Raw genomic sequence first — 18,738 nt, 5'->3', positions numbered from 1 at the left:
CATAACGCAATATTATTGGTAGCAAGGACAAGGGCGGGAACCCTACTCTCACAAGGGAACCTTCTTTTTTTGTTCTATGGATCTATGCCTCTTTTTATACATTCCTATCCTGGCGCGGTTTTAGGGTTCTTGTTTGTTACTGGATTATCTGAAAAGTCGTATAAAGTCTTGCATACTCTTAGCATGGTTTTTTTCCAAAATGTTAGCGGTATCCCTAATAACATTTACTATCCGTCAATCCGAAGAACAAAAAGAACTTGTAGGAATCACTACAAGTTCTTTTTCAGATAATGTATAAAAGGTGAATCAAACTATCTCATTACTCGTAACGGGGAAACCATCTTACATATGGCTTGATTTCATTATATAACAAACATTAACATCCATAGATTTTAATTTTGAAAATTATGTGAATTAAGAAAATAGAATGGTTTATCATTTTCTCTTCCTAAAAAATCCATTTAGTTATTTCGTATAAATAACTTTAAATTAATATCTACATCATAATTAATTAGTAAAATTATAAATATAGGTAAATAGAGAAGAATATAGCATTCTTACAGATAGACCTATATTTATATTTAGAATTAATTAACTACAAGGAAATCATTTTCATATTGTAACTAAATATAATTCTTAAATATATGTAAATGAAATTTTCTTATATTTTTTTACTTATGATGAAGAAAACAGTTATGGAAAATTAGACAAGCGCTTATTTAAATATTTTAATTATGAATCAATGAGATATGAGGATGACAATTGTCCGCGTGGTTAAATTTCTTATTTATTATATAACTTTTATATAGCAAAGAAAAAAGAACCCGCAATGTTAAATATACATTGAGCCCGTAAGGGCTTGATAAGAAGAGCGCATATCTTAAATTACTAAGTAATAAAAGATATAGGGGTACCGTCACATTGCTATCAAGCTAAGATTCTTAAATGCCCCCATAACGAAAATGAGAAAACATTAACAAAATTATAATTAAAACATCACTTTATATTGTTTAATCTAGATGTTAAAATATCAATTATGTGATGAAATCCTTTTCCCTGGTACTACTATTACACAGAATTGCCCCTAGCTCTTGCTAGGGCTTTTTCTATATATCTTTATTTACATGAGAAACGTAGGTACGTTATAATAATTTCTTATTACATGCAAAGAGGTGCAAAAAATGAATAAAACCGAATTAACAAAAATGGTAGCAGAAAAAGCAGAACTTACACAAAAAGATGCAGCTGCAGCAACACAAGCTGTATTAGATGCTATAACAAATGCGCTTGCAAATGAAGAGAAAGTACAGATTCTTGGTTTTGGTACATTTGAAGTGCGTGAAAGATCTGCACGTACAGGACGTAATCCACAAACAGGTGAAGCAATGCAAATCGCTGCATCTAAAGTCCCTGCTTTTAAAGCCGGAAAAGAATTAAAAGTAGCAGTAAAATAATTATACATAGTGAAAAAGGATCTGATATGAATATCAGATCCTTTTTTTTAGTAGGGGTCTCGCCACATCACTATCAATCAACCAAAATAAAATACCTCTTAAAATGAAAAAATGCGCTTTCTTTCTGTTTCCTTATAGGAAAGGATGGCGTTTTTTTTACACTTGGGGGTAAAGCAAATTCTTAAGTTGATGGGCATGGTCTCACCATACCATTTCGGGAAAATTGTACGTTTAGACACAAATCGGACACATCTTAAGTGTTTTCTGTACGTTAAGAGACATCTGTCCAGAAAATCTTATGTTTATGAACAGAGGATAAAACTCAATAATAGAATATTAATATTCAATTTTTATATAAAAAAAATAAGATCCGAAGAGCTTATTTTAATAATAATATCAACACAATTATCAATGATATTATCGAAGATACAATCATAAATAATAAAGCTCAGTCATGAGTTAACGCCCTGTAACTGTCATTCCTGCTGTGTAAATTGTATCAATAGAACCATCTGCGCTTACAACTTCAACTTTGTATCGGTATGTGCCATTTTCATAAACATCATCGCCATATCCTGTGAAAGTTGAAATTTCATCATATGAGCCAGCTGGAACCCACTGATTGTTCCATTTGAAATTAGTTTCAAATTCTCCCCAGCTATCTCCGTTTTTCTTTTCGATGCTGACATTGTAATGAATTTCTTCAGCTCGGTCATTCGTGATTCTTGCAATTAAGCTATTACCAAAAGTAACTTGTGTAGAATGTATTTTAACCGTAACATCGTTTACTGTTTCGCCAGGACCACAGATATAATGACAGCCATCCCATTCCTCAGCTTGTGCCTTTGGTGTATCTAAATTCATAACCGTTAAACCGCCTAAAGCTAACGCACCAGTCAACGCAATTGTAGCTAATTTTTTCATGATAATTCCTCCTATTAACCGTTATAAGTGAATGTTTTTGTTTTTACGTATTCATTGCCAGCATAAAAAGATTTCTATGACTCATTTCTATCACCCTTCAGCTTATATAATTCGACAAATGGTGATAATTTCCTGCAAATAAAATAAATAAGCACTCCCGCAGGAATGCTTATTCAAATTCAATTTCTGTTTTATTGTCTGCTGTGAAGTATCTTATGGTTGTTTTGCCGTATTCTTGCAAGCCACTCTGCGCAACGGCGTCTTTTAACTTTATTCTCGTTCTGTAGCCGAAATTTTCCCGTAGGCCTTCGTCTGCATTTGACAATGCTGTTTTGTCAACGAAAACATATAGGGGTCCCACCACATCGCTATCAAGTTAATAAAAAGAAATGCCCCCTAAAATGAAAAAATACGCTATTCTTTCTGTAGAATCATAGGAAAGGATGGCGTTTTTTATGTCTGTTTCTGTGTCTGATGAATTACAACTATTTGCTCAAGAGATTCAAAGTTTTTTATCTCCAAATACCTTACGGAATCTTGCTAGAGATGTTGGTTTTGTACAACGAACCAGTAAGTATCAAGCAAAAGATTTAATAGCTTTATGTGTATGGGTGAGCCAAAATGTAGCTATGAGGGATACCGCCAGCATTTCGGCAAAAAACCACGCTAAGAGCATGCAAGATTTTATACAGTTTTTCGGCTAATCCAGTAACAAACGAGAACCCTAAAACCCATGCCAATATAGGAATGTATAAAAAGGTGAATAGCATTATAGAAAATAAAAAAGGGGATTCCTTCTGAGAGTAAGGATTCCCCTTTTCTTTGCTACCGATAATGATGCGCTATGTTAACCGCATATGTATAGAATATACATCAAAAAATGTACGACTTATTCTAATTTCTTCGTGATAGAATATAAATAATCCATATTTTAACAAAATATAAGGAGGAAAGCTTTTGTATAAAAAACTTAGAAAACACCTTATATTAGGTTCCCTAATTCTTATCATTAGTGGCTGCTCAATTTCAAAAGGATACGACACACAACAAGAAGCATTAAAACAAGGATTAAAAACAACAAATAATACAGAACTAGATAAATATAATGTTCTAAAACATATTATAAAAATAGATGGAAAAATAGCCTTTTTTGTTACACCTGAAAATTACATTTCAATAGCAGATTTAGAAATAGAAAATGGGAAATGGACTGTTAGTGGGATAACAGGAGCAACAAATGTAAGTGAGTTAGAAGTACAAGATTCTGGTATATCACCTACTATGGGAATATCAAATGGAAAAGTTATTTCTGGTTATCTTAAGAACCCATCTATTAGCAAGGTATCATATGAATCTACCCCAGGACATATTGTAGATCTGGATAAATTCTTACCAAATGAAACAAAGTATAAAGGATGGAGTTTATGGTACGTGATCCTTCCTAATAAACTAGATGATGATTTAAAGTCTTTTGATCTTATTACGACTGTTTTAGAATTTAAAGATACAAATGGCACTATTATAAAATATAAGAACCGATCATCTAAAAACAACTTCTGATAACGGAATTTATGTAAACACAATTACTCTTATCTTTTAGATAAGAGTAATTGTGTTTTTTAAAATATAAAAAATCAGGAAATCCTTTACATTGTAAGCGTTTTCTTTTATAATAATAATGGGTTGGATGGCACGAGTGGCTACCAGGGTATCTGGCGTAGGTGGGGCCGATACTATGGACAGGTTAGAAATATTGTTTTTTACTATTATGAAATTCTATATATATTATAAAAAAGAGTGGAAAAGGAACTGACTCATAATCTTATGAGTCAGTTCCTTTTCTGTTTTGCTACCGATAAGTGGGGTTATGGTAACCAAGTATGTATTGTTTTAATAAGCAAATGGTATAATTTAGAAGAATGTACCGAAATAGTTAGGAGGGAGTTTATGGGTAGAGAAATACTATTTGATAATGAAAGTGTAATTTTAAAGTTAAATGGGGTAACAGGATTCTTTGCTTTAAAATTAAAATTAAAAATTCCTTATAATATTATTAAGAATGTATATGTTGATCATTTTGATGCTCCACAATGGATGCTCCGTATGCCTGGAACCTCAATTTCTGCACTTAACATTTTTGAAGGTAGTTTTAAATATGCTGATGAATGGTACTTTCTTTCTTATGAAAATAGAGTACCACTCGTAATGATTGAATTAGAAGGACATGAAAAATATAAATATGTTTATTTTGAAATCAATGACCCTACTAAAATAGCTTCGGATATTAGAAAGCATATAAGGGATTTGTAATTATTTTTTTGTATTTAAGAGAGTATTGCTTGCGCTAATGTAATTTATTCAAACAAGTTAGATTAACTTTAGCTTGTTTTTTTGTTTACAGGTATTACAACCTCTTTATTTAAAGTATTTTGAATGTATACTTTTATTGTATAAATTGAGGATATCAGGGGATTCGGTGAGAAGTCAATATTTCCGGTGATATGAATGTAAACTAATGGGTAAAAGTTTACATTCGCTTTTTGAATCATTTATAGCTAATTTTGTAATAAATTTCTCAATATAGATATACTTATCAATTATGGTTTTAATATTCAAAATTAACAAAAATTGAAGTATTATAAAAATATGATGGTTATTCCTTTTGTTTACTCCTTGTGCTAAAGATAAGATTGTGTTCCCGATCTTATCTTTTTCTTTGTAGATTTTTGATACAAAAAAAGGAATCCTTATAATATTATAAGGATTCTGCAACAGGAAATAACAAAATATAAATAATAAAAAGAATTACTTATATTATAGTATATATATTAATAATATAATATCAGGAAATATTTACATAAGCCCAGTATATATTAAATAGCAAGTGTAGAGATTGCTTGTTTGTAGATTAGTTGTTGTTTACCATGAACCATCATTAGGACAGTAAATTTATCTATTGCAAGGATCTGCCCACGTACTGGAACGCCATTCTTTAAAAATACAGTAACTTCCCCTTTTTTCTCTTTCAATTGTTCATACAGGGGTAGCACGCACATTTTAACGATTTTATACTCTAAGGGATTCTCAAAACTCAATAACACAATTTGAATTGAGATTAAATGCTTTGCTTAGAGTAGTAAAATCAACGTTTTTTGATGTCGAAAATTGCTTAGCGTATATTTTCGTTAAAATGTTGGCGGTACCCCTTTATGATTTTACAAAAATAAAAAGCCTCATTATAAGAAGCCTTTTATTATAAATAGATTTACTTATTAATAATATTACCCCAGCCTTCAAAAGCACCTACCCATGTACCATCCGGTTCTTGCCATGCTTCTTTCAAGTTCCAATGAATACGATTTTGATAAATGCTGTCCGGTATAGAATATCTAGTAGGATACCCTGGTTTCATCATCACAAGCTTTTTCGCTGCCATGGTAACCTTTTCTTGCTTCGGACTTTCAGTATTAGGTGTTGCAGCCATCGCTCCACCTGCACCAGATAACATAATACCAGTCGCTAATGCTCCAACTACTAATTTCTTGAACATAAAAATTCCCCCTCAAGTATTTTTATAGCTTGTAAGTGCTATATACATATATAGTGTAACAACAAAAAAATCCAATTTGTTAAAATATGCAAAGATGCATTTTCTTGGAATTTATAGGTGCATATACCATATTTCATAATAAAAAATCCCCACACATTGTGCAGAGATCAGGGGTGAAATAGTCGGGTGACTACCTTCATACTAACTCATCATTCCCCCACCAGCAAAACAGTAAAAGCTTATTCTTCCACTAATAAAGGGGTACAGCCGAGATACGTGTGAAAATAGGTCATAGGCTTACTTTTATTTCCAGATGCGATTTATTGGGGTAGCACGCACATTTTAACGATTTTATACTCTAAGGGATTCTCAAAACTCAATAACACAATTTGAATTGAGATTAAATGCTTTGCTTAGAGTAGTAAAATCAACGTTTTTTGATGTCGAAAATTGCTTAACGTATATTTTCGTTAAAATGTTGGCGGTACCCCATACATATCTTCTTGTAAATTAAACATGAAATGCGCCCCCTGGTTTGTTTGGATTTACTTTTCTTCTAATACCTGTTGCTTTTCACTGTTAGATATTTGTGATTCCCATTCACTTTCTATTTTTCTAAACCATTTTCCTATTTTGCTTAGATAATATCTTTTTACTTCACCATAAGGAATCCAAATTTCACGTTCCTGTATTTGATTCATCACTTCATGAAGAATCTCATCATGTTCATACTTTCTAGGTTTTCTATAATGTGTTTTTACAAACTGTGTATATTCTCTACGTAGCCGATTAGAAATATGTTCTTTTTGTTTTTGCTTGAGATGTGACCATTTTTTATTTGTTTGAAGGATTTTTCCATTTACTTTTATGTGGTTTTTCATCGACACTCATCTCCTTTTACTAGCAAAACGAATATATAACTATCGTATCACATTTAAATTTAAATACTGCTCTAGGTACATATTTTGCAAGAAATTTATCCAAGACGGGGTACCGCTAGCATTTTGGAAAAAAACCACGCTAAGCAAAAACATACAATAAGCTGTCCATATGGACAGCTTATTTACATAATTATCGTTATCGGTAGAGAGGAAAAGGCAGACTCCTTGTAAGAGTAGGGATCTGCCTTTTCCTTTTTCTATGATTCTATTCATTTCTTTATACATTCCTATCCTGTCGTGGTTTTTGAGGTTTTCGTTTGTTACTGGATTATCCGAAAAACTGTATAAAATCTTGCATGCTCTTAGCTTGGTTTTTTCCCGAAATACTAGTGGTACCCCTTCTTATTCTTACCGGAACTTCTACCACGGCTTTTCTTCTCTTTCGCAGCAGTAACCTCATACCGATATTCCTGCATCTCACTTAGTGTTTTCATCAGAATCTCATCTCGATCTTCTAATCGTTTTTCTACGCGTTCATTATGTTGCTCTATACTCGCTTTGATTTTTTCGTTGCTGTGCTTTGCCTGCTCACTCAATCGCTTTTCCATCTCCAACATACCTTGATTCATTTCTTGCGCCATAACGTTGTATTGTTGCGGGAGCTGTTCTTGAATATGGAATGGGGTTAAGCTTGTTCCCTCCGGTTCTTCTTTAATCAGATCCGGATCAACTTTTTCTATTTGTTGCGCAATCATCTTCGCTGCCTTCTCTAGCGTCATATCGCCATGCTTACTAAGCTCAACTAATCTCTCAATAACTATAATGTCGCCTTCTGAGTATTCCCGTCTGCCGCGCTTATCTTTCTTTACAACAAATCCCTCTCGTTGCAAAACTTCCATGTACTTTCTAAGGCTGCTATCTCTTATTCCTAGTCGTTTGTATACTTCACTAGCAGAATAAACGATTTCGTCCGTCATAGCGTCACGGCATCTCCTAGTGAGAGTATTCAATGGTGGTAAAGAAATTCCTGCAAATAAAAAAGCCCCGATTAGGGCTTCTTATTCTGCTTTTACAGTAAGGTTCTCTATGAAATTACTAATTGAAGAAGCTTGAAAGATACGTAAGTTAGAAGAGTTAATATCATAATATTTATCAGTAATAATGAGAATTGATGGAAAAAATTTAGATCCTTTAGGCTGCCAAGATTCGTTATGCCATTCCTGACTATGAAAATATAGCTCATACCTGTTGATTTTATCTTGCATAACTTTTTTACTGTAAACTGACTTCTGGACCTCAATGAAGAATGGAGATCTACGCCAGATTGTAAATGCATCGGGTTCCATAAATTCTTTACCGTATTTCGGTTCAACTTTGAATAGTTTTGGTTTTTCATAATGGATAAGCTGTTTATATACGTCCACAACACCGAGGAAGTGGGGAATCTTTTGGCTAGTTTTTCGAAGTGTGCTAGGTTGAGGAAAATAAATGTATGGTTGCTGCGAGATGGTGGCATCCACATAACAATCTCTTCTTAATCGTTTCATTACCGTATTACAACAAGTCACTGCATTCTTTAATCCTTGAAAATGTAAATCTATAATATCATCCCTGGACATACATCTAAAGCGTTTCAAATCCTTCAAAATGGCTTTATCTCTACTCATCATAGTCTAACACCCCGAATAATTGATTCTCTTCTTGTAGAGGATTTTGGAGCATCATATCCTCTTTTGGAACGCGGTAAGGTTCAACAATTTGTTTAGCTTTGCTTAATTCTAAATATGGAGCTTGCACTTTCTTTAATCCATTCAATTTTAGAATCATCTGTCCTGATTGCTCTAAATGTTCTGAACCAGGTGTACCCATGATATTACTATTTATTGTACTATCACATTTAAAACCCATTCTTACTGTCATATTCAACTTTAACTTTCCGTCTAATACTTTTGCATCAGGGCGCTGCATAGAAAGCATGAGAAAGACTCCAAGCGACCTACCGACTGCCGATATCTTTTCAACTGTAGACATACACTCTTTTTCGTCTTGCAACATGACTACTTCATCGATAGTAAGTAAGATGTAGGGTTTCTGATTATCTGGATTCAATTTGTTATATTCGTCAATATGGTCCACTTCATACTCTTCCATCAACTTTCTACGTTCGCGTATTTCCTTCCACACTTTCTGAAGCATTATCTTCATTTCAATTTCTTCCATGCAAACATCTTTTACGTGTTTTACTCTTCGTAAAAAGTGAAATTCAGAGTTTTTTAGGTCGCCCAGGTACAAATGCAACTTATCGGGAGGCATGTATTGAATAAGTGTGGAAAGTACAACGCGTACCATACTACTTTTACCGCTTCCTGTTTCTCCTGCGACTAATAAATGTGGTGTATTTGAATCAACCATGTCATACACAATCATATTGCCAAATTGGTCCCGACCTACTACGACAGGAAGACGATGTTTCTTCAATAGCGGCTGCCACTTCTTATAACTGTAATTGTATGCTTGTAGTCCCGCATCTGAATGAAACACATTTAGTACAAACCGTTTAATATCACCTTCAATTGCTACATTGCGTCCTAATATTTGTTGAAAGCAAAACCATTTCTTTTCGATGGTTTTCGGATCTAAACCGTTTGGAATGGTAAAGATATATCGAATATTTTCTTGTGTGAACGAAATGTCATGTATTTTTGGATAAATGGGTACTTTACTACCTCGCGTTTGATGGTCCACATATAAACCAGCTTTTCTAAATACCTCTGTAAGTCGATTCTTCAAACTTTGTTTATGAAGCCAATCCTTTACAATTCCCATGTGCTTCCCTCCTTAAAACATCATTACAATTCGTACAAATACATAACCAATGAAACAAACTCCACCTATTCTCATTCCGTGATACATTCCATCACTTACAAGCTTAGCCGCTGCAACGTGATCGTTTTTAACAAGATGCTTCTCTAATATCGCCCCACCAATTGTAGTTGCTCCTAAAGCTCCTAAAGAAATAAATGTAGTTAACATATAAAATCCCCCTTTATAAACACAATTTTAAATGCTTATAACACATAGATTTATCGCCTCAAAACCAAGGTAGTTTTACTTTGATAGCTAACTTGATAGCTACTTTGATAGTTGCTTTGATAAAAAATATTGTGGATGGCTTGGACAATATGTAAAAAACTTTTTCTTCTCTGCGAATATTTTTTTACGTCTGTGTCCACAATGATGAAAAAAGAAATTTAGGAGTGGTAGAGGTGTTTTGGAAATTCGGAGGGAAGCAAAGAACAAAACTAGGTAAATTTATTGATTCACATGGATATAATCAAAGTGATTTAGAAAAGGTCGCTAAACTAAGCAGACCTACTGTATCTAAAGCTTGTAACGACAAAGAATACATACCAAGTCCAACGGTTATGAAAAAAATATTAAATGCTATTCGTCAAGTAAAACCAAACGCAAAGTCTTCTGATTTTTGGGATATGTAATTAATTTCACGAAAGAACGTATGTTTGTATAAAATGAACATAAATTACACGGTTCGGGGTATCATCATGGAAAATCAAAGTCGGGGTACACCCAAAATAAAGGTAGAGGGATGGTTAAGTAGCAAACGTTTGCTTCACTTCCGGAGCAGTTTATCGTTTTCTGACAGAATACTCCTTCTTCAAGCGTGTAAAAGTTGCACGAATCCATGAACATATTATAAATGCAAGAGCTGATTACTTACATAAACTTTCTACTGAAATCATCAAAAATCACGATGTTATTGGTATGGAAGACTTACAAATCAGTAGCATGCTCAAAAATAGAAAACTTGCAAAAGCGATTAGTGAAGTGTCTTGGTCACAATTTCGAACAATGTTGGAATATAAAGCAAAGTGGTATGGTAAGCAAGTGGTTATGGTATCTAAAATTTTTGCTTCTAGTCAATTATGTTCCAATTGTGACTACAAAAACAAAGATGTTAAAAATCTAACCGTTCGTGAGTGGGATTGTCCTTCTTGTGGCACACATCATGATAGAGATCGGAACGCAGCGCTCAATCTTAGAAATGAAGCAATTCGTCTCTTAACCGTAGGAACTACGGGGATAGCCTACTGAATTAGAAACCGTTAGGTTTCTCAGAGTGTTTGGAAACCCTTTAGTGTTCCTAACACTCTGGAATCTTTTTTGATTTTAGCGAATGAAAACAACATAAAATAATAGAATTTAGAAAAATAGCCCTCCACCAGCCCCTTTTTGGTCAGATGGAGGGCTATTTTTTTCATGTTTTGACAAGCTGCGGTGAGATAAGCCTGCATTTGGACAAACTTCAGCCCTCGAAACCGAGCATATCGATAGCCATGGAGTTCTTTGGTGTCCGCAAAGCTTCGCTCTATAGTTGAACAGCGTACTTTATACAACTTTTTCCCTGTAGCTGTTAGCTTGTTTTTTCTAGCGATATCTTTATATTTCTCCCATATATGATGAGTGATAACTTTTTGTTTTTGTTTCTTTGAAAAGCACACCTCACGTAACGGACAAACAGCGCAGTCTTCTGGATTCGATTTATATTGACGATATCCTTCGCGATCCGTTGTTGCATACTCTAAAATACATCCCATCGGACAAGCAAATGCATTCATTTCTTCTACATATTTAAATTGGCTTTTCGGTACTTCTTTATTTCGCTTTCCAAATCGGCGATACCCCATCACCATAAATATATTTCTTTCTGATAACTTCTTACAGATATAACCTGTAAAATAACCTGCATCAAGAGCGACAGCTTCCACTTCAAATCCGAACTTATCACTTTGAGCTTGTAGACGTGCTAAATACGGCTCGGAATCTGCCATATTTCCAGCCGTTATATAGGTATCTGTAATGATATTGTACTTCGCATCAGTCGTACGATGATCTAAGAAATGAAAACCGTTCGGTTTTCCATCTCTCATTAAAAATCCACTATCTGGATCCGTAGTACTTATACGAGTTTTTTTAGTAGGGGTATCACTTTCCTTTCTAGGTTTTAATTCTTTTTTCCGTGTACCTCACGATCTTCGATTACCGCAGCTTCTAGTTCATCTATATAAAACTTTGCCTTTTCTTTTTTATATTTGTGTACAAATTTATTTTTATTAGCATTGGCCTTAATATGTGTAGAATCTGTCATCAACGCACGTCCTCCGACCATCCTGTGCTCCGTCGCTTGCCTCACAATCTCATCAAAAATTTCTTCGAAAATATTTGTATGAATAAAACGGGTACGGCGATTCCAACTGATTGTAGAATGATCTGGGATAGTATCTGATAGAGAAAACCCTAAAAACCAACGGTAGGCAATATTCGTTTTAATTTCCTTTTCTAATTGACGCTCAGAACGAATACCATAAAAATATCCAATAAACATCATTTTAAATAAAACGATGGGGTGGATTGACGGACGTCCATTGTTTTCACAGTAATAAGGGCGTAACTTCTCCTCAATAAAATCAAAACTAATTGTCGCTTCAATCGCACGAAGGAAATGATCTTGTGGAACTAACTCTTCTACAGAAACAGATACACGTTCATCACGATGATTTTTTAAAGCACCCATCATAAGAAATCTCTCCTTTTCCTCTTTTTTATCAGTGTTGACACACAAAAAGAGGTTCAGACACAAAAACAGGCTATGGAGAAGACTTTCTCCACAGCCTGAGAAACCGTTAGGTTTCTGTACTTAGGAGTTTCCCACTTCAAATAGTCCGTAAGGATGTTAAGTGGTGAGTAGTTCAATGTATGATCTTTTTAAGTGATTCGAAAGTAAAATTAAAAATTGTAAATTAATCTTTTCAGTCATTTTAATAACAATGTAATTGAAGAGTAGTTAATAAAATCTAATATAAATATATATCTTATATATATTAAAAATATAAAGATAAAACTTATATAGGACTGGCAAATGTACGTATATCCTTACTCTAACAAAGCCTCTTAACATTTCATAGCGTAAAAAATCATAAAAAGTAGAATTTAACAATGGAAAATTAGGTATTATTATGGTTTAAAATCTACAAATAATCATAAATGGAATTTAGTATTCCTACATAAAAAATGAAACAATTTGATACATCATTAAACATATTTATTCAATCGTAAAATTTCATATGAAATCAATGAATCTCCACAATCTTATTATAGTTACCCACAAAAGATTCACATTATGTGTTATTTAATCAACATAATCCTAATTTCACACATAACTCACATTAATATTGATGATTTTTGATAGATGAAGGCATATAAGCCATTTATATCAATGATAATGACACTAAATTATTCACATTATGTGTTATTTATCTACTTATCCACGAAAATTAATTTTTTTCTTATGATTTCTTGTAGATATTTGAATGTATATAGACAGCTTATAACATGTTTTTATGGAAGTATGTGTGGAAATGTAGATAGATACTATCCTATTTTTGTATATGATTGCATAAAAAAAGACTCTATTTTGAATAGAATCGAGTAAAGTTACTTATTGTGAAGAATGAGTAAAATTCTTTTAAATAAACGTATCAACACGAATAGCCCTCTATCTTGAATTTTTTTCAAAAATAGAGAGCTGATTATGATTAGTTCGTTTTCATTGCTGTCAGTACTTGCTCAGCCGTTGTTACTGGGATACCAGCGCGTATTAACTGTTCAAAGGCGCGCATAAATGTAATTAAATTAAAGTTATCTGGTACTTCAATAACGCGAAGCTTTTCTTTCGGTAATCTATCTATCTTCTCAATGAACAATTCCCGAACATCACTAGGAATAGAGCGCTCTTTATGTCCTCTTACCTTTAAGAGTTCACGTATTTCTATTTCTAAAGCCATATAAGCGTTTAGGTTTGTACCTTGTTCATAAGCGTACTTTCTAAACAACGTTTCTTCTTGATACTTTAGATAGTTGCGGTGATACGATTCCTCTGTAACAGGTACAGCAAATTTGTAATTTAGTAATTCATACGTTTTGCGGAACAACTTTTTGATGTTTCTCAGAGAGTACATAGAGAAATGCAATCCGAAATCAAATACAGCTTGTTCTTTTTGTTCTTTTGGAACATGTTGTGCAATCAGAGGATAAATACCCTCTTTAGCTGCGGTATCAAGAATTTGATATTGTGATGTTTGATTTAATAATTTTTTCAGTGTATATACTAATTTGCTTGGATATTCTTCATTACGATCTATCATGTCACGTAGGCTATGAATTACGCTTCGAATTTGTCGATGGCATGTATATTTAAGTACATGGATAAATTTGTTCATGTCTTGTGTAAATTCACCAATATTCATTTCTTGTAGTACGGATTCGATAAAACGAGCTTTACGAGCATAAGTAAGCTTTGGTGTGAATGGATCGCGATACTGTACTTCTCCTGTTTCTTTTGCACATAAGAAATCCGTATGTAAGGATAGATATAGAGTCGTATATCTTTTTTTATTCTTAACCCCTTTTTGTAATTTACAAATTTTGAATAGTGGAGTCCCTGTACATGGTAATGCAGTTGTTAATTCCGTCATAACTGCGCGGATTTGATGTGGATATTTTTTATGTAAAAAGCGGTACATCCCACCAAAATGAGTTTTATTCCCTTTTTCATCTTGTTTGTCTAAGGAACGTTTTAGTGTAGTTTCACTGTGCTGTTGCATAGCAATATCTAAGAATAGCTTCTTAGATGCAACTGATAGCTCAAAGAAAGCTTTCGTAAATACCACCGGGCTAATATAAACATATGCATTCGCCTTTTCAGTTTCTTCATTCATAAAATGAGTTAATTTAATTGTATATCGACCATCTAATTCATTTTCAATCGTAATAATGTTATGTATACTTAATTTCTTTAATGCAATATAGAATTGAGAGTGCTGTATGTAAGCAAATTCTTCTTTATATAGTTTGTAATCTTCCCACATCATATGTATTGTTACATTTGGAATGACTCCATTCGTGTAACATTTTTTATGTAGATATAAGAAGACTTCCAAATCTGCGTTTGTAAGGCCATATAATTTATGCTTTCTTCCTATTGTTTCCGAAATAGCAGATAGTGTACGACGTGAAAAAGATGGTTTAGCCTGTGCTACGAAGCCATCCACATCGGCAATACGCTCCTCATATGTCATATGATCAACAATATCCTCAAGGTATGTATCTTTATAGCTGTAGTATTTCTCTTCGAAAGTTTCAACAAGTTTTTGCCAAGACTTCAGTGTTACTAAAACTGCATTTGTAGATTGTCCACTTAGACTACGTTGATTACGAATAATAAATGATTTTCCCATCTTTTTCACCTCCTACCTATAAATTCAGAAATAAATGTCAAAACACTATAAAATATACCAATTTTGATTATACCAAATCGAAATTTGCTGAAATGTGTTCCTTTAAGAGAAAAAATAAAAAGATGAAACGCCCTTTAATCCCTTGTGTATCAAGGGGTTTCAGGATTCCTGGATTTTTTTTTATGGACATGATATGGCTATGGATTTTCATATTGCTAGAAAAGAAGTAAAATAGCAAAAAAAACTTGTAAACATGATTAAATCAACAGTTATATCGATTTTCAAAAAAATAAAAGGGACATGATATGGCTATGGATTTTCATGTTTATAATTGTGAATTGAACAGATGAAACCCTTTAAACAGTGAAGTTAATGGGTTTTATCTGTAATTTTATAATTACAAAAGGAACATGAAGTGGCTAGGCGATTTTTCATGTTTGGGTAAAAAAGGGGACATCATACAGCTATGGATTTTCATGTTGCATAAATACATGAAAATAGAGTTAGAAACGTGTAAAGCCTTAATATGAAAGGGTTTAAGGGGGGGGTCACCTAAATAAAAGGGACATCATATAGCTATAAATTTTCATAACTAATAGTATAGGTGTAGTAGAAAAGCTTATATATCAAGCTTTAAGCACTTTGAGAAAAAAATTTCGAGTTAGTCAAAAGAGTTACATAATATCATTTTTGTTTCATGTTTTGATGGAAAGGGGAATGATATGGCTATAAATTTTCATTTTGATGAATTTTGGGTGTTCGAAGTAACATTAATATTTTAATCCTTACATTTTTTTATTTTCACTTCTCTTTTAAATGTAAGAGGTACTTTAGAGAGAGTGTGGATTTGAAGTAAAGTCACGATCTTTTTTTTGTTCGTGTATTAAGGTTAATTGCATTATTTCGATTAAACTTTATTTTAAAGCTACAGTAACTATGTTTTTAAGGTGAAATTAGAGCGAGATGAATAAAATGTCGAAAATATAAGAAATTTTTGTTTTTTTGTTGATTTATGCTATTTTTAATGTTAAACTCATAACAACAAAGAAAGAGTAAACGAAAACCCTTAGCGATTAAATTATCAGAATTTTCATTCTTTTTATCGGTTACTCCATGTGATTTACACGTTTGTGTATTGCTTTTCCACTCTTTCTTTGTTTTTTATAACAGTTGGAACTTCTATTTTAAAAATTATTGTTGTTTAGGGGGGATAGCTAATAACTTGGACATTTAATGAAGAGTTTTTATTACAATGGAGTGGATCCAGAAAGAGGTGAAAAATAAGAAATTTGGATGTTAGTTTTTTCATTTTAGAAAAGGAAGAATAAAAATATAGTGGACATACAATTACAATAAAGGAATGCAGTATAAATCAGTATACTTGCATTCCTTTGCTATGAAAACGTATGGTGTTTGTTTAAGAAGAATAAGATATTATAAAGTATGCTTTGTAGCGGCATTTAAATCCTTTTATCTTTATATACAACATATAATAGTTTTGTGTTTATAAATAATATTACTAAAAATCTAATAGAAAAAGAGCTAATGGATGAAAGATAGGTTATTGTATAAGTACTTGTATAATTGCTATTTGGATTTTACAAATTGATTCAGTCTTGTATAATCAGTTACAGAGTGTGCTATAAGTATGCAAACTAGAGCCCTTAACATGTTAAGGGTGAAACGAAAGAATTGAATATTCTGACTTTTTTTCTAGTTTTATAAAAAGGAACATCATATCGCTAATTATTTTCAAATTAAGATCAATAATAACTAAATGTATATAAGGAGCCGAATTTAAATGGAAGACGTTCTACAATTGTTTAGAGACGCACTATCAATAACTGAACAACTGTATAAACAAGATGAGCAATTGTGGCATAAATGGGTTTCCTATTATGTTGATGTTGAAGCAGATCAAAGTAAAATTGTGACTTCAGAATACCTTTCTCCATCATTTTCAATGCTTGTACAGTGGTTAGAGCAGCAACAAAGAAAAGGTGTTTCTCCTCTAGATATATTTAAAAATATAGATACTTACAGATTAATTATTCATGAGACCATAGGTGTCTTTATTGAACAAGAGTTTCGTAAAAATCAGACAGCTAGTACTATAGTGCATACAGCAACAAGTGAATCAGATGCGAACATATTGAATGAAAACTATTTAGAAGTAAATAACTCCGCGGTCTATTATAAGTTAAGAGATGGAATAGCTAAAAATCAATTTGAAGAAGATGAAAACACACGGTTAAAATCTTATCCTATTGAAACAAAGGATAGTAATGGAGTGGCACAGCTTTCCTCTCATAAAGATGAAGATCTAAAGTTAACGAATATTGAAGAGACAGCAAGATGGAATACATTAGTGGATGGTGTAATGAGTAATATGGATGATCTAACTGCAGATTGTTTAGATACCATCACGATTCAATGGTTGAATGAAGCAAAATCGCCTGATGAATTTATTGATTTTTCATATGAACAAGTTTTAGAAATGTGCAGTATTTCAAAGGCTAAGGCAAATGGTGTCGAATATTATAGGGTAGAAGATAAAATTAAAGTTGCAAAGCGGATTGCGGCCCTAGCGAGTATTTTTATATATCTAAATGATGACAACGAAGTAGTCGTATTAAATGATCGCGCTGAAACAGGTAAGCATTATGAAGTAAAACGCGAGGTAATTAAAAGACTATTTGTATTAGATTCCGTAGTTCTATGGAGAGATAAAAACACAAACGAATACATGGGGATAGAATCGTGTCGAATCAAACCGGGAAGTTTCTTATCCGGATATCTATATGGATCTAATAGTACTACAGCATTATTATCAAAAAAGGCACTTGAATATAATAGTTATAGACACAAATATCATAAAAGATTAATTCGATATTTGACATGGCAATGGAGAATACGTCAAATGTTTTCTAGCTTACAAAGACCTTATTCTATAGGTGGAGATAAAGGTTTGTTAGCAGTTATGGGTATAAATCAAAAACAAAAACCTAACCGTATCCGCGAACAATTAGAAAATGTTCTTAGTGATTTAGAAAAAGAAGAAGTAATTTCTCATTGGGAATATCATAATGGTTTAGAAGAAGAAAAACTGACAAAGAAGAATTGGTTTAAAAACTATTATTCACAGTTAGGAATAGTAATATTGCCACCCAAAGAATTAATTAGTTCAATGGAAAACTTAGCGAAAAAGAAAACAATTGATACAATACATGAGGAAAGTCATCCAGTAAAAATTGTAGAAAAACCATTAGATACGAATGAAAATGAAGAACTTATCAGGAAGAAAATAGAGTTTATTCATATGAAGAAGAATATAACTATGCGAGAACTATCAATAGAGATAGGTATATCACAGCCTACTCTTTCTAGATTCTATAATAAAAAAACAAAGCGTCTCTCTAGTACGGCGAGAAGCAAATTAAACCAATGGTATAAAAGACAAATGATCATCGATAAAATGTAAGTTAAAGCTAAAAATTAGTATTAAAAAGAGTCCTAGAAATAGGACTCTTTTTAATGTAGTTATTGAATTTGCCTGTTTTAAAATATACTAATCAATATAGAAATATCCCTATTTAGAAATAGGGATATTTCTA

At 32.7% G+C, this 18,738-nt stretch carries 15 protein-coding genes and 3 pseudogenes; 7 read left to right on the top strand and 11 right to left on the bottom strand.

Going from position 1 to position 18,738, the window contains the following annotated elements; genetic code table 11:
• The first annotated feature begins 1,181 nt into the window (after positions 1 to 1,181).
• Positions 1,182 to 1,454, top strand: coding sequence for an HU family DNA-binding protein (locus COC96_RS19485; RefSeq protein ID WP_002151048.1), 273 nt, complete (start codon positions 1,182 to 1,184; stop codon positions 1,452 to 1,454).
• A gap of 459 nt (positions 1,455 to 1,913) precedes the next feature.
• On the opposite strand, the gene COC96_RS19480 is transcribed toward COC96_RS19485, so the two are convergent.
• Together COC96_RS19480 and COC96_RS28110 are read right to left on the bottom strand one after the other, a co-directional pair.
• Positions 1,914 to 2,378, bottom strand: a complete 465-nt coding sequence (locus tag COC96_RS19480; protein WP_002192535.1) for a hypothetical protein — start codon at positions 2,376 to 2,378, stop codon at positions 1,914 to 1,916.
• A gap of 169 nt (positions 2,379 to 2,547) precedes the next feature.
• Positions 2,548 to 2,730, bottom strand: a pseudogene (locus COC96_RS28110) (hypothetical protein); the annotation flags it as partial.
• Positions 2,731 to 2,833: 103 nt separating this feature from the next.
• Between COC96_RS28110 and COC96_RS19470 the strand changes: the two are divergent.
• The 3 genes and pseudogenes from COC96_RS19470 to COC96_RS19460 all read left to right on the top strand — a co-directional run.
• Positions 2,834 to 3,034 (top strand): annotated as a pseudogene (locus COC96_RS19470) (IS4 family transposase); the annotation flags it as partial.
• Between the two features lie 301 nt (positions 3,035 to 3,335).
• Positions 3,336 to 3,938, top strand: coding sequence for a hypothetical protein (locus COC96_RS19465; RefSeq protein ID WP_098769173.1), 603 nt, complete (start codon positions 3,336 to 3,338; stop codon positions 3,936 to 3,938).
• A gap of 387 nt (positions 3,939 to 4,325) precedes the next feature.
• Positions 4,326 to 4,688 (top strand): hypothetical protein, encoded by a 363-nt coding sequence (locus COC96_RS19460; protein ID WP_098769172.1) that lies wholly within the window; start codon positions 4,326 to 4,328, stop codon positions 4,686 to 4,688.
• Between the two features lie 563 nt (positions 4,689 to 5,251).
• On the opposite strand, the gene hfq is transcribed toward COC96_RS19460, so the two are convergent.
• The 7 genes from hfq to COC96_RS19415 form a co-directional block, all read right to left on the bottom strand.
• A complete protein-coding gene (gene hfq / locus COC96_RS19450) occupies positions 5,252 to 5,434 on the bottom strand; it encodes an RNA chaperone Hfq (RefSeq protein WP_098769171.1) in 183 nt (60 codons plus the stop codon).
• A gap of 209 nt (positions 5,435 to 5,643) precedes the next feature.
• Complete coding sequence (locus COC96_RS19445) at positions 5,644 to 5,928, bottom strand: lysine 2,3-aminomutase (protein ID WP_098769170.1); 285 nt, start codon at positions 5,926 to 5,928, stop codon at positions 5,644 to 5,646.
• Between the two features lie 545 nt (positions 5,929 to 6,473).
• A complete protein-coding gene (locus COC96_RS19440; RefSeq protein WP_098769169.1) occupies positions 6,474 to 6,809 on the bottom strand; it encodes a transposase in 336 nt (111 codons plus the stop codon).
• A gap of 386 nt (positions 6,810 to 7,195) precedes the next feature.
• Complete coding sequence (locus COC96_RS19430) at positions 7,196 to 7,786, bottom strand: MerR family transcriptional regulator (protein ID WP_142340019.1); 591 nt, start codon at positions 7,784 to 7,786, stop codon at positions 7,196 to 7,198.
• 81 nt (positions 7,787 to 7,867) lie between these two features.
• On the bottom strand, positions 7,868 to 8,479 hold the full coding sequence (locus tag COC96_RS19425; RefSeq protein ID WP_098269501.1) for a replication-relaxation family protein: 612 nt from the start codon (positions 8,477 to 8,479) through the stop codon (positions 7,868 to 7,870).
• Positions 8,469 to 9,635: an FtsK/SpoIIIE domain-containing protein gene (locus tag COC96_RS19420; protein ID WP_098269502.1), complete on the bottom strand. Its 1,167-nt coding sequence runs from the start codon at positions 9,633 to 9,635 to the stop codon at positions 8,469 to 8,471. Before COC96_RS19420 ends, COC96_RS19425 begins: the two co-directional genes overlap by 11 nt.
• 12 nt (positions 9,636 to 9,647) lie before the next feature.
• Positions 9,648 to 9,842, bottom strand: a complete 195-nt coding sequence (locus COC96_RS19415; protein ID WP_000958227.1) for a hypothetical protein — start codon at positions 9,840 to 9,842, stop codon at positions 9,648 to 9,650.
• Between the two features lie 233 nt (positions 9,843 to 10,075).
• Between COC96_RS19415 and COC96_RS19410 the strand changes: the two genes are divergently transcribed.
• Positions 10,076 to 10,306: a helix-turn-helix domain-containing protein gene (locus COC96_RS19410; RefSeq protein ID WP_000498617.1), complete on the top strand. Its 231-nt coding sequence runs from the start codon at positions 10,076 to 10,078 to the stop codon at positions 10,304 to 10,306.
• A gap of 181 nt (positions 10,307 to 10,487) precedes the next feature.
• Positions 10,488 to 10,922 (top strand): annotated as a pseudogene (locus tag COC96_RS19405) (RNA-guided endonuclease TnpB family protein); the annotation flags it as partial.
• Between the two features lie 20 nt (positions 10,923 to 10,942).
• Here COC96_RS19405 and COC96_RS19400 read toward each other — a convergent pair.
• Positions 10,943 to 12,405, bottom strand: a protein-coding gene (locus tag COC96_RS19400) for an IS1182 family transposase (protein ID WP_373604888.1) whose coding sequence is annotated in 2 segments (ribosomal slippage) — positions 10,943 to 11,844 and positions 11,844 to 12,405 — 1,464 coding nt in all. Because the reading frame shifts where the segments join, the coding sequence is not laid out codon by codon here.
• Positions 12,406 to 13,423: 1,018 nt separating this feature from the next.
• On the bottom strand, positions 13,424 to 15,124 hold the full coding sequence (locus COC96_RS19395) for a hypothetical protein (RefSeq protein WP_098269503.1): 1,701 nt from the start codon (positions 15,122 to 15,124) through the stop codon (positions 13,424 to 13,426).
• Positions 15,125 to 16,925: 1,801 nt separating this feature from the next.
• On the opposite strand from COC96_RS19395, the gene COC96_RS19385 reads away from it, so the two are divergent.
• The gene (locus COC96_RS19385) at positions 16,926 to 18,605 is read left to right on the top strand and encodes a helix-turn-helix domain-containing protein (protein WP_098269505.1); all 1,680 of its coding nucleotides are present in this window, start codon (positions 16,926 to 16,928) and stop codon (positions 18,603 to 18,605) included.
• Positions 18,606 to 18,738 lie beyond the last annotated feature (133 nt).

Origin of the sequence: Bacillus cereus (assembly GCF_002577405.1) — a bacterium.
GTDB lineage: Bacteria > Bacillota > Bacilli > Bacillales > Bacillaceae_G > Bacillus_A > Bacillus_A cereus_AU.
The sequence above is the reverse complement of the archived record's forward strand: the minus strand, read 5'-3'. Positions and strand labels throughout refer to the sequence as shown.

What these genes read in the sequence shown, in the direction of transcription:
- COC96_RS19385 (WP_098269505.1), top strand. Translation starts at nt 16,926, where the DNA reads ATGGAAGACGTTCTACAATTGTTTAGAGACGCACTATCAATAACTGAA.
- COC96_RS19440 (WP_098769169.1), bottom strand. Translation starts at nt 6,809, where the DNA reads ATGAAAAACCACATAAAAGTAAATGGAAAAATCCTTCAAACAAATAAA.
- COC96_RS19420 (WP_098269502.1), bottom strand. Translation starts at nt 9,635, where the DNA reads ATGGGAATTGTAAAGGATTGGCTTCATAAACAAAGTTTGAAGAATCGA.
- COC96_RS19430 (WP_142340019.1), bottom strand. Translation starts at nt 7,786, where the DNA reads ATGACGGACGAAATCGTTTATTCTGCTAGTGAAGTATACAAACGACTA.
- COC96_RS19395 (WP_098269503.1), bottom strand. Translation starts at nt 15,124, where the DNA reads ATGGGAAAATCATTTATTATTCGTAATCAACGTAGTCTAAGTGGACAA.
- COC96_RS19425 (WP_098269501.1), bottom strand. Translation starts at nt 8,479, where the DNA reads ATGATGAGTAGAGATAAAGCCATTTTGAAGGATTTGAAACGCTTTAGA.
- COC96_RS19485 (WP_002151048.1), top strand. Translation starts at nt 1,182, where the DNA reads ATGAATAAAACCGAATTAACAAAAATGGTAGCAGAAAAAGCAGAACTT.
- COC96_RS19460 (WP_098769172.1), top strand. Translation starts at nt 4,326, where the DNA reads ATGGGTAGAGAAATACTATTTGATAATGAAAGTGTAATTTTAAAGTTA.
- COC96_RS19445 (WP_098769170.1), bottom strand. Translation starts at nt 5,928, where the DNA reads ATGTTCAAGAAATTAGTAGTTGGAGCATTAGCGACTGGTATTATGTTA.
- COC96_RS19415 (WP_000958227.1), bottom strand. Translation starts at nt 9,842, where the DNA reads ATGTTAACTACATTTATTTCTTTAGGAGCTTTAGGAGCAACTACAATT.
- hfq (WP_098769171.1), bottom strand. Translation starts at nt 5,434, where the DNA reads ATGTGCGTGCTACCCCTGTATGAACAATTGAAAGAGAAAAAAGGGGAA.
- COC96_RS19480 (WP_002192535.1), bottom strand. Translation starts at nt 2,378, where the DNA reads ATGAAAAAATTAGCTACAATTGCGTTGACTGGTGCGTTAGCTTTAGGC.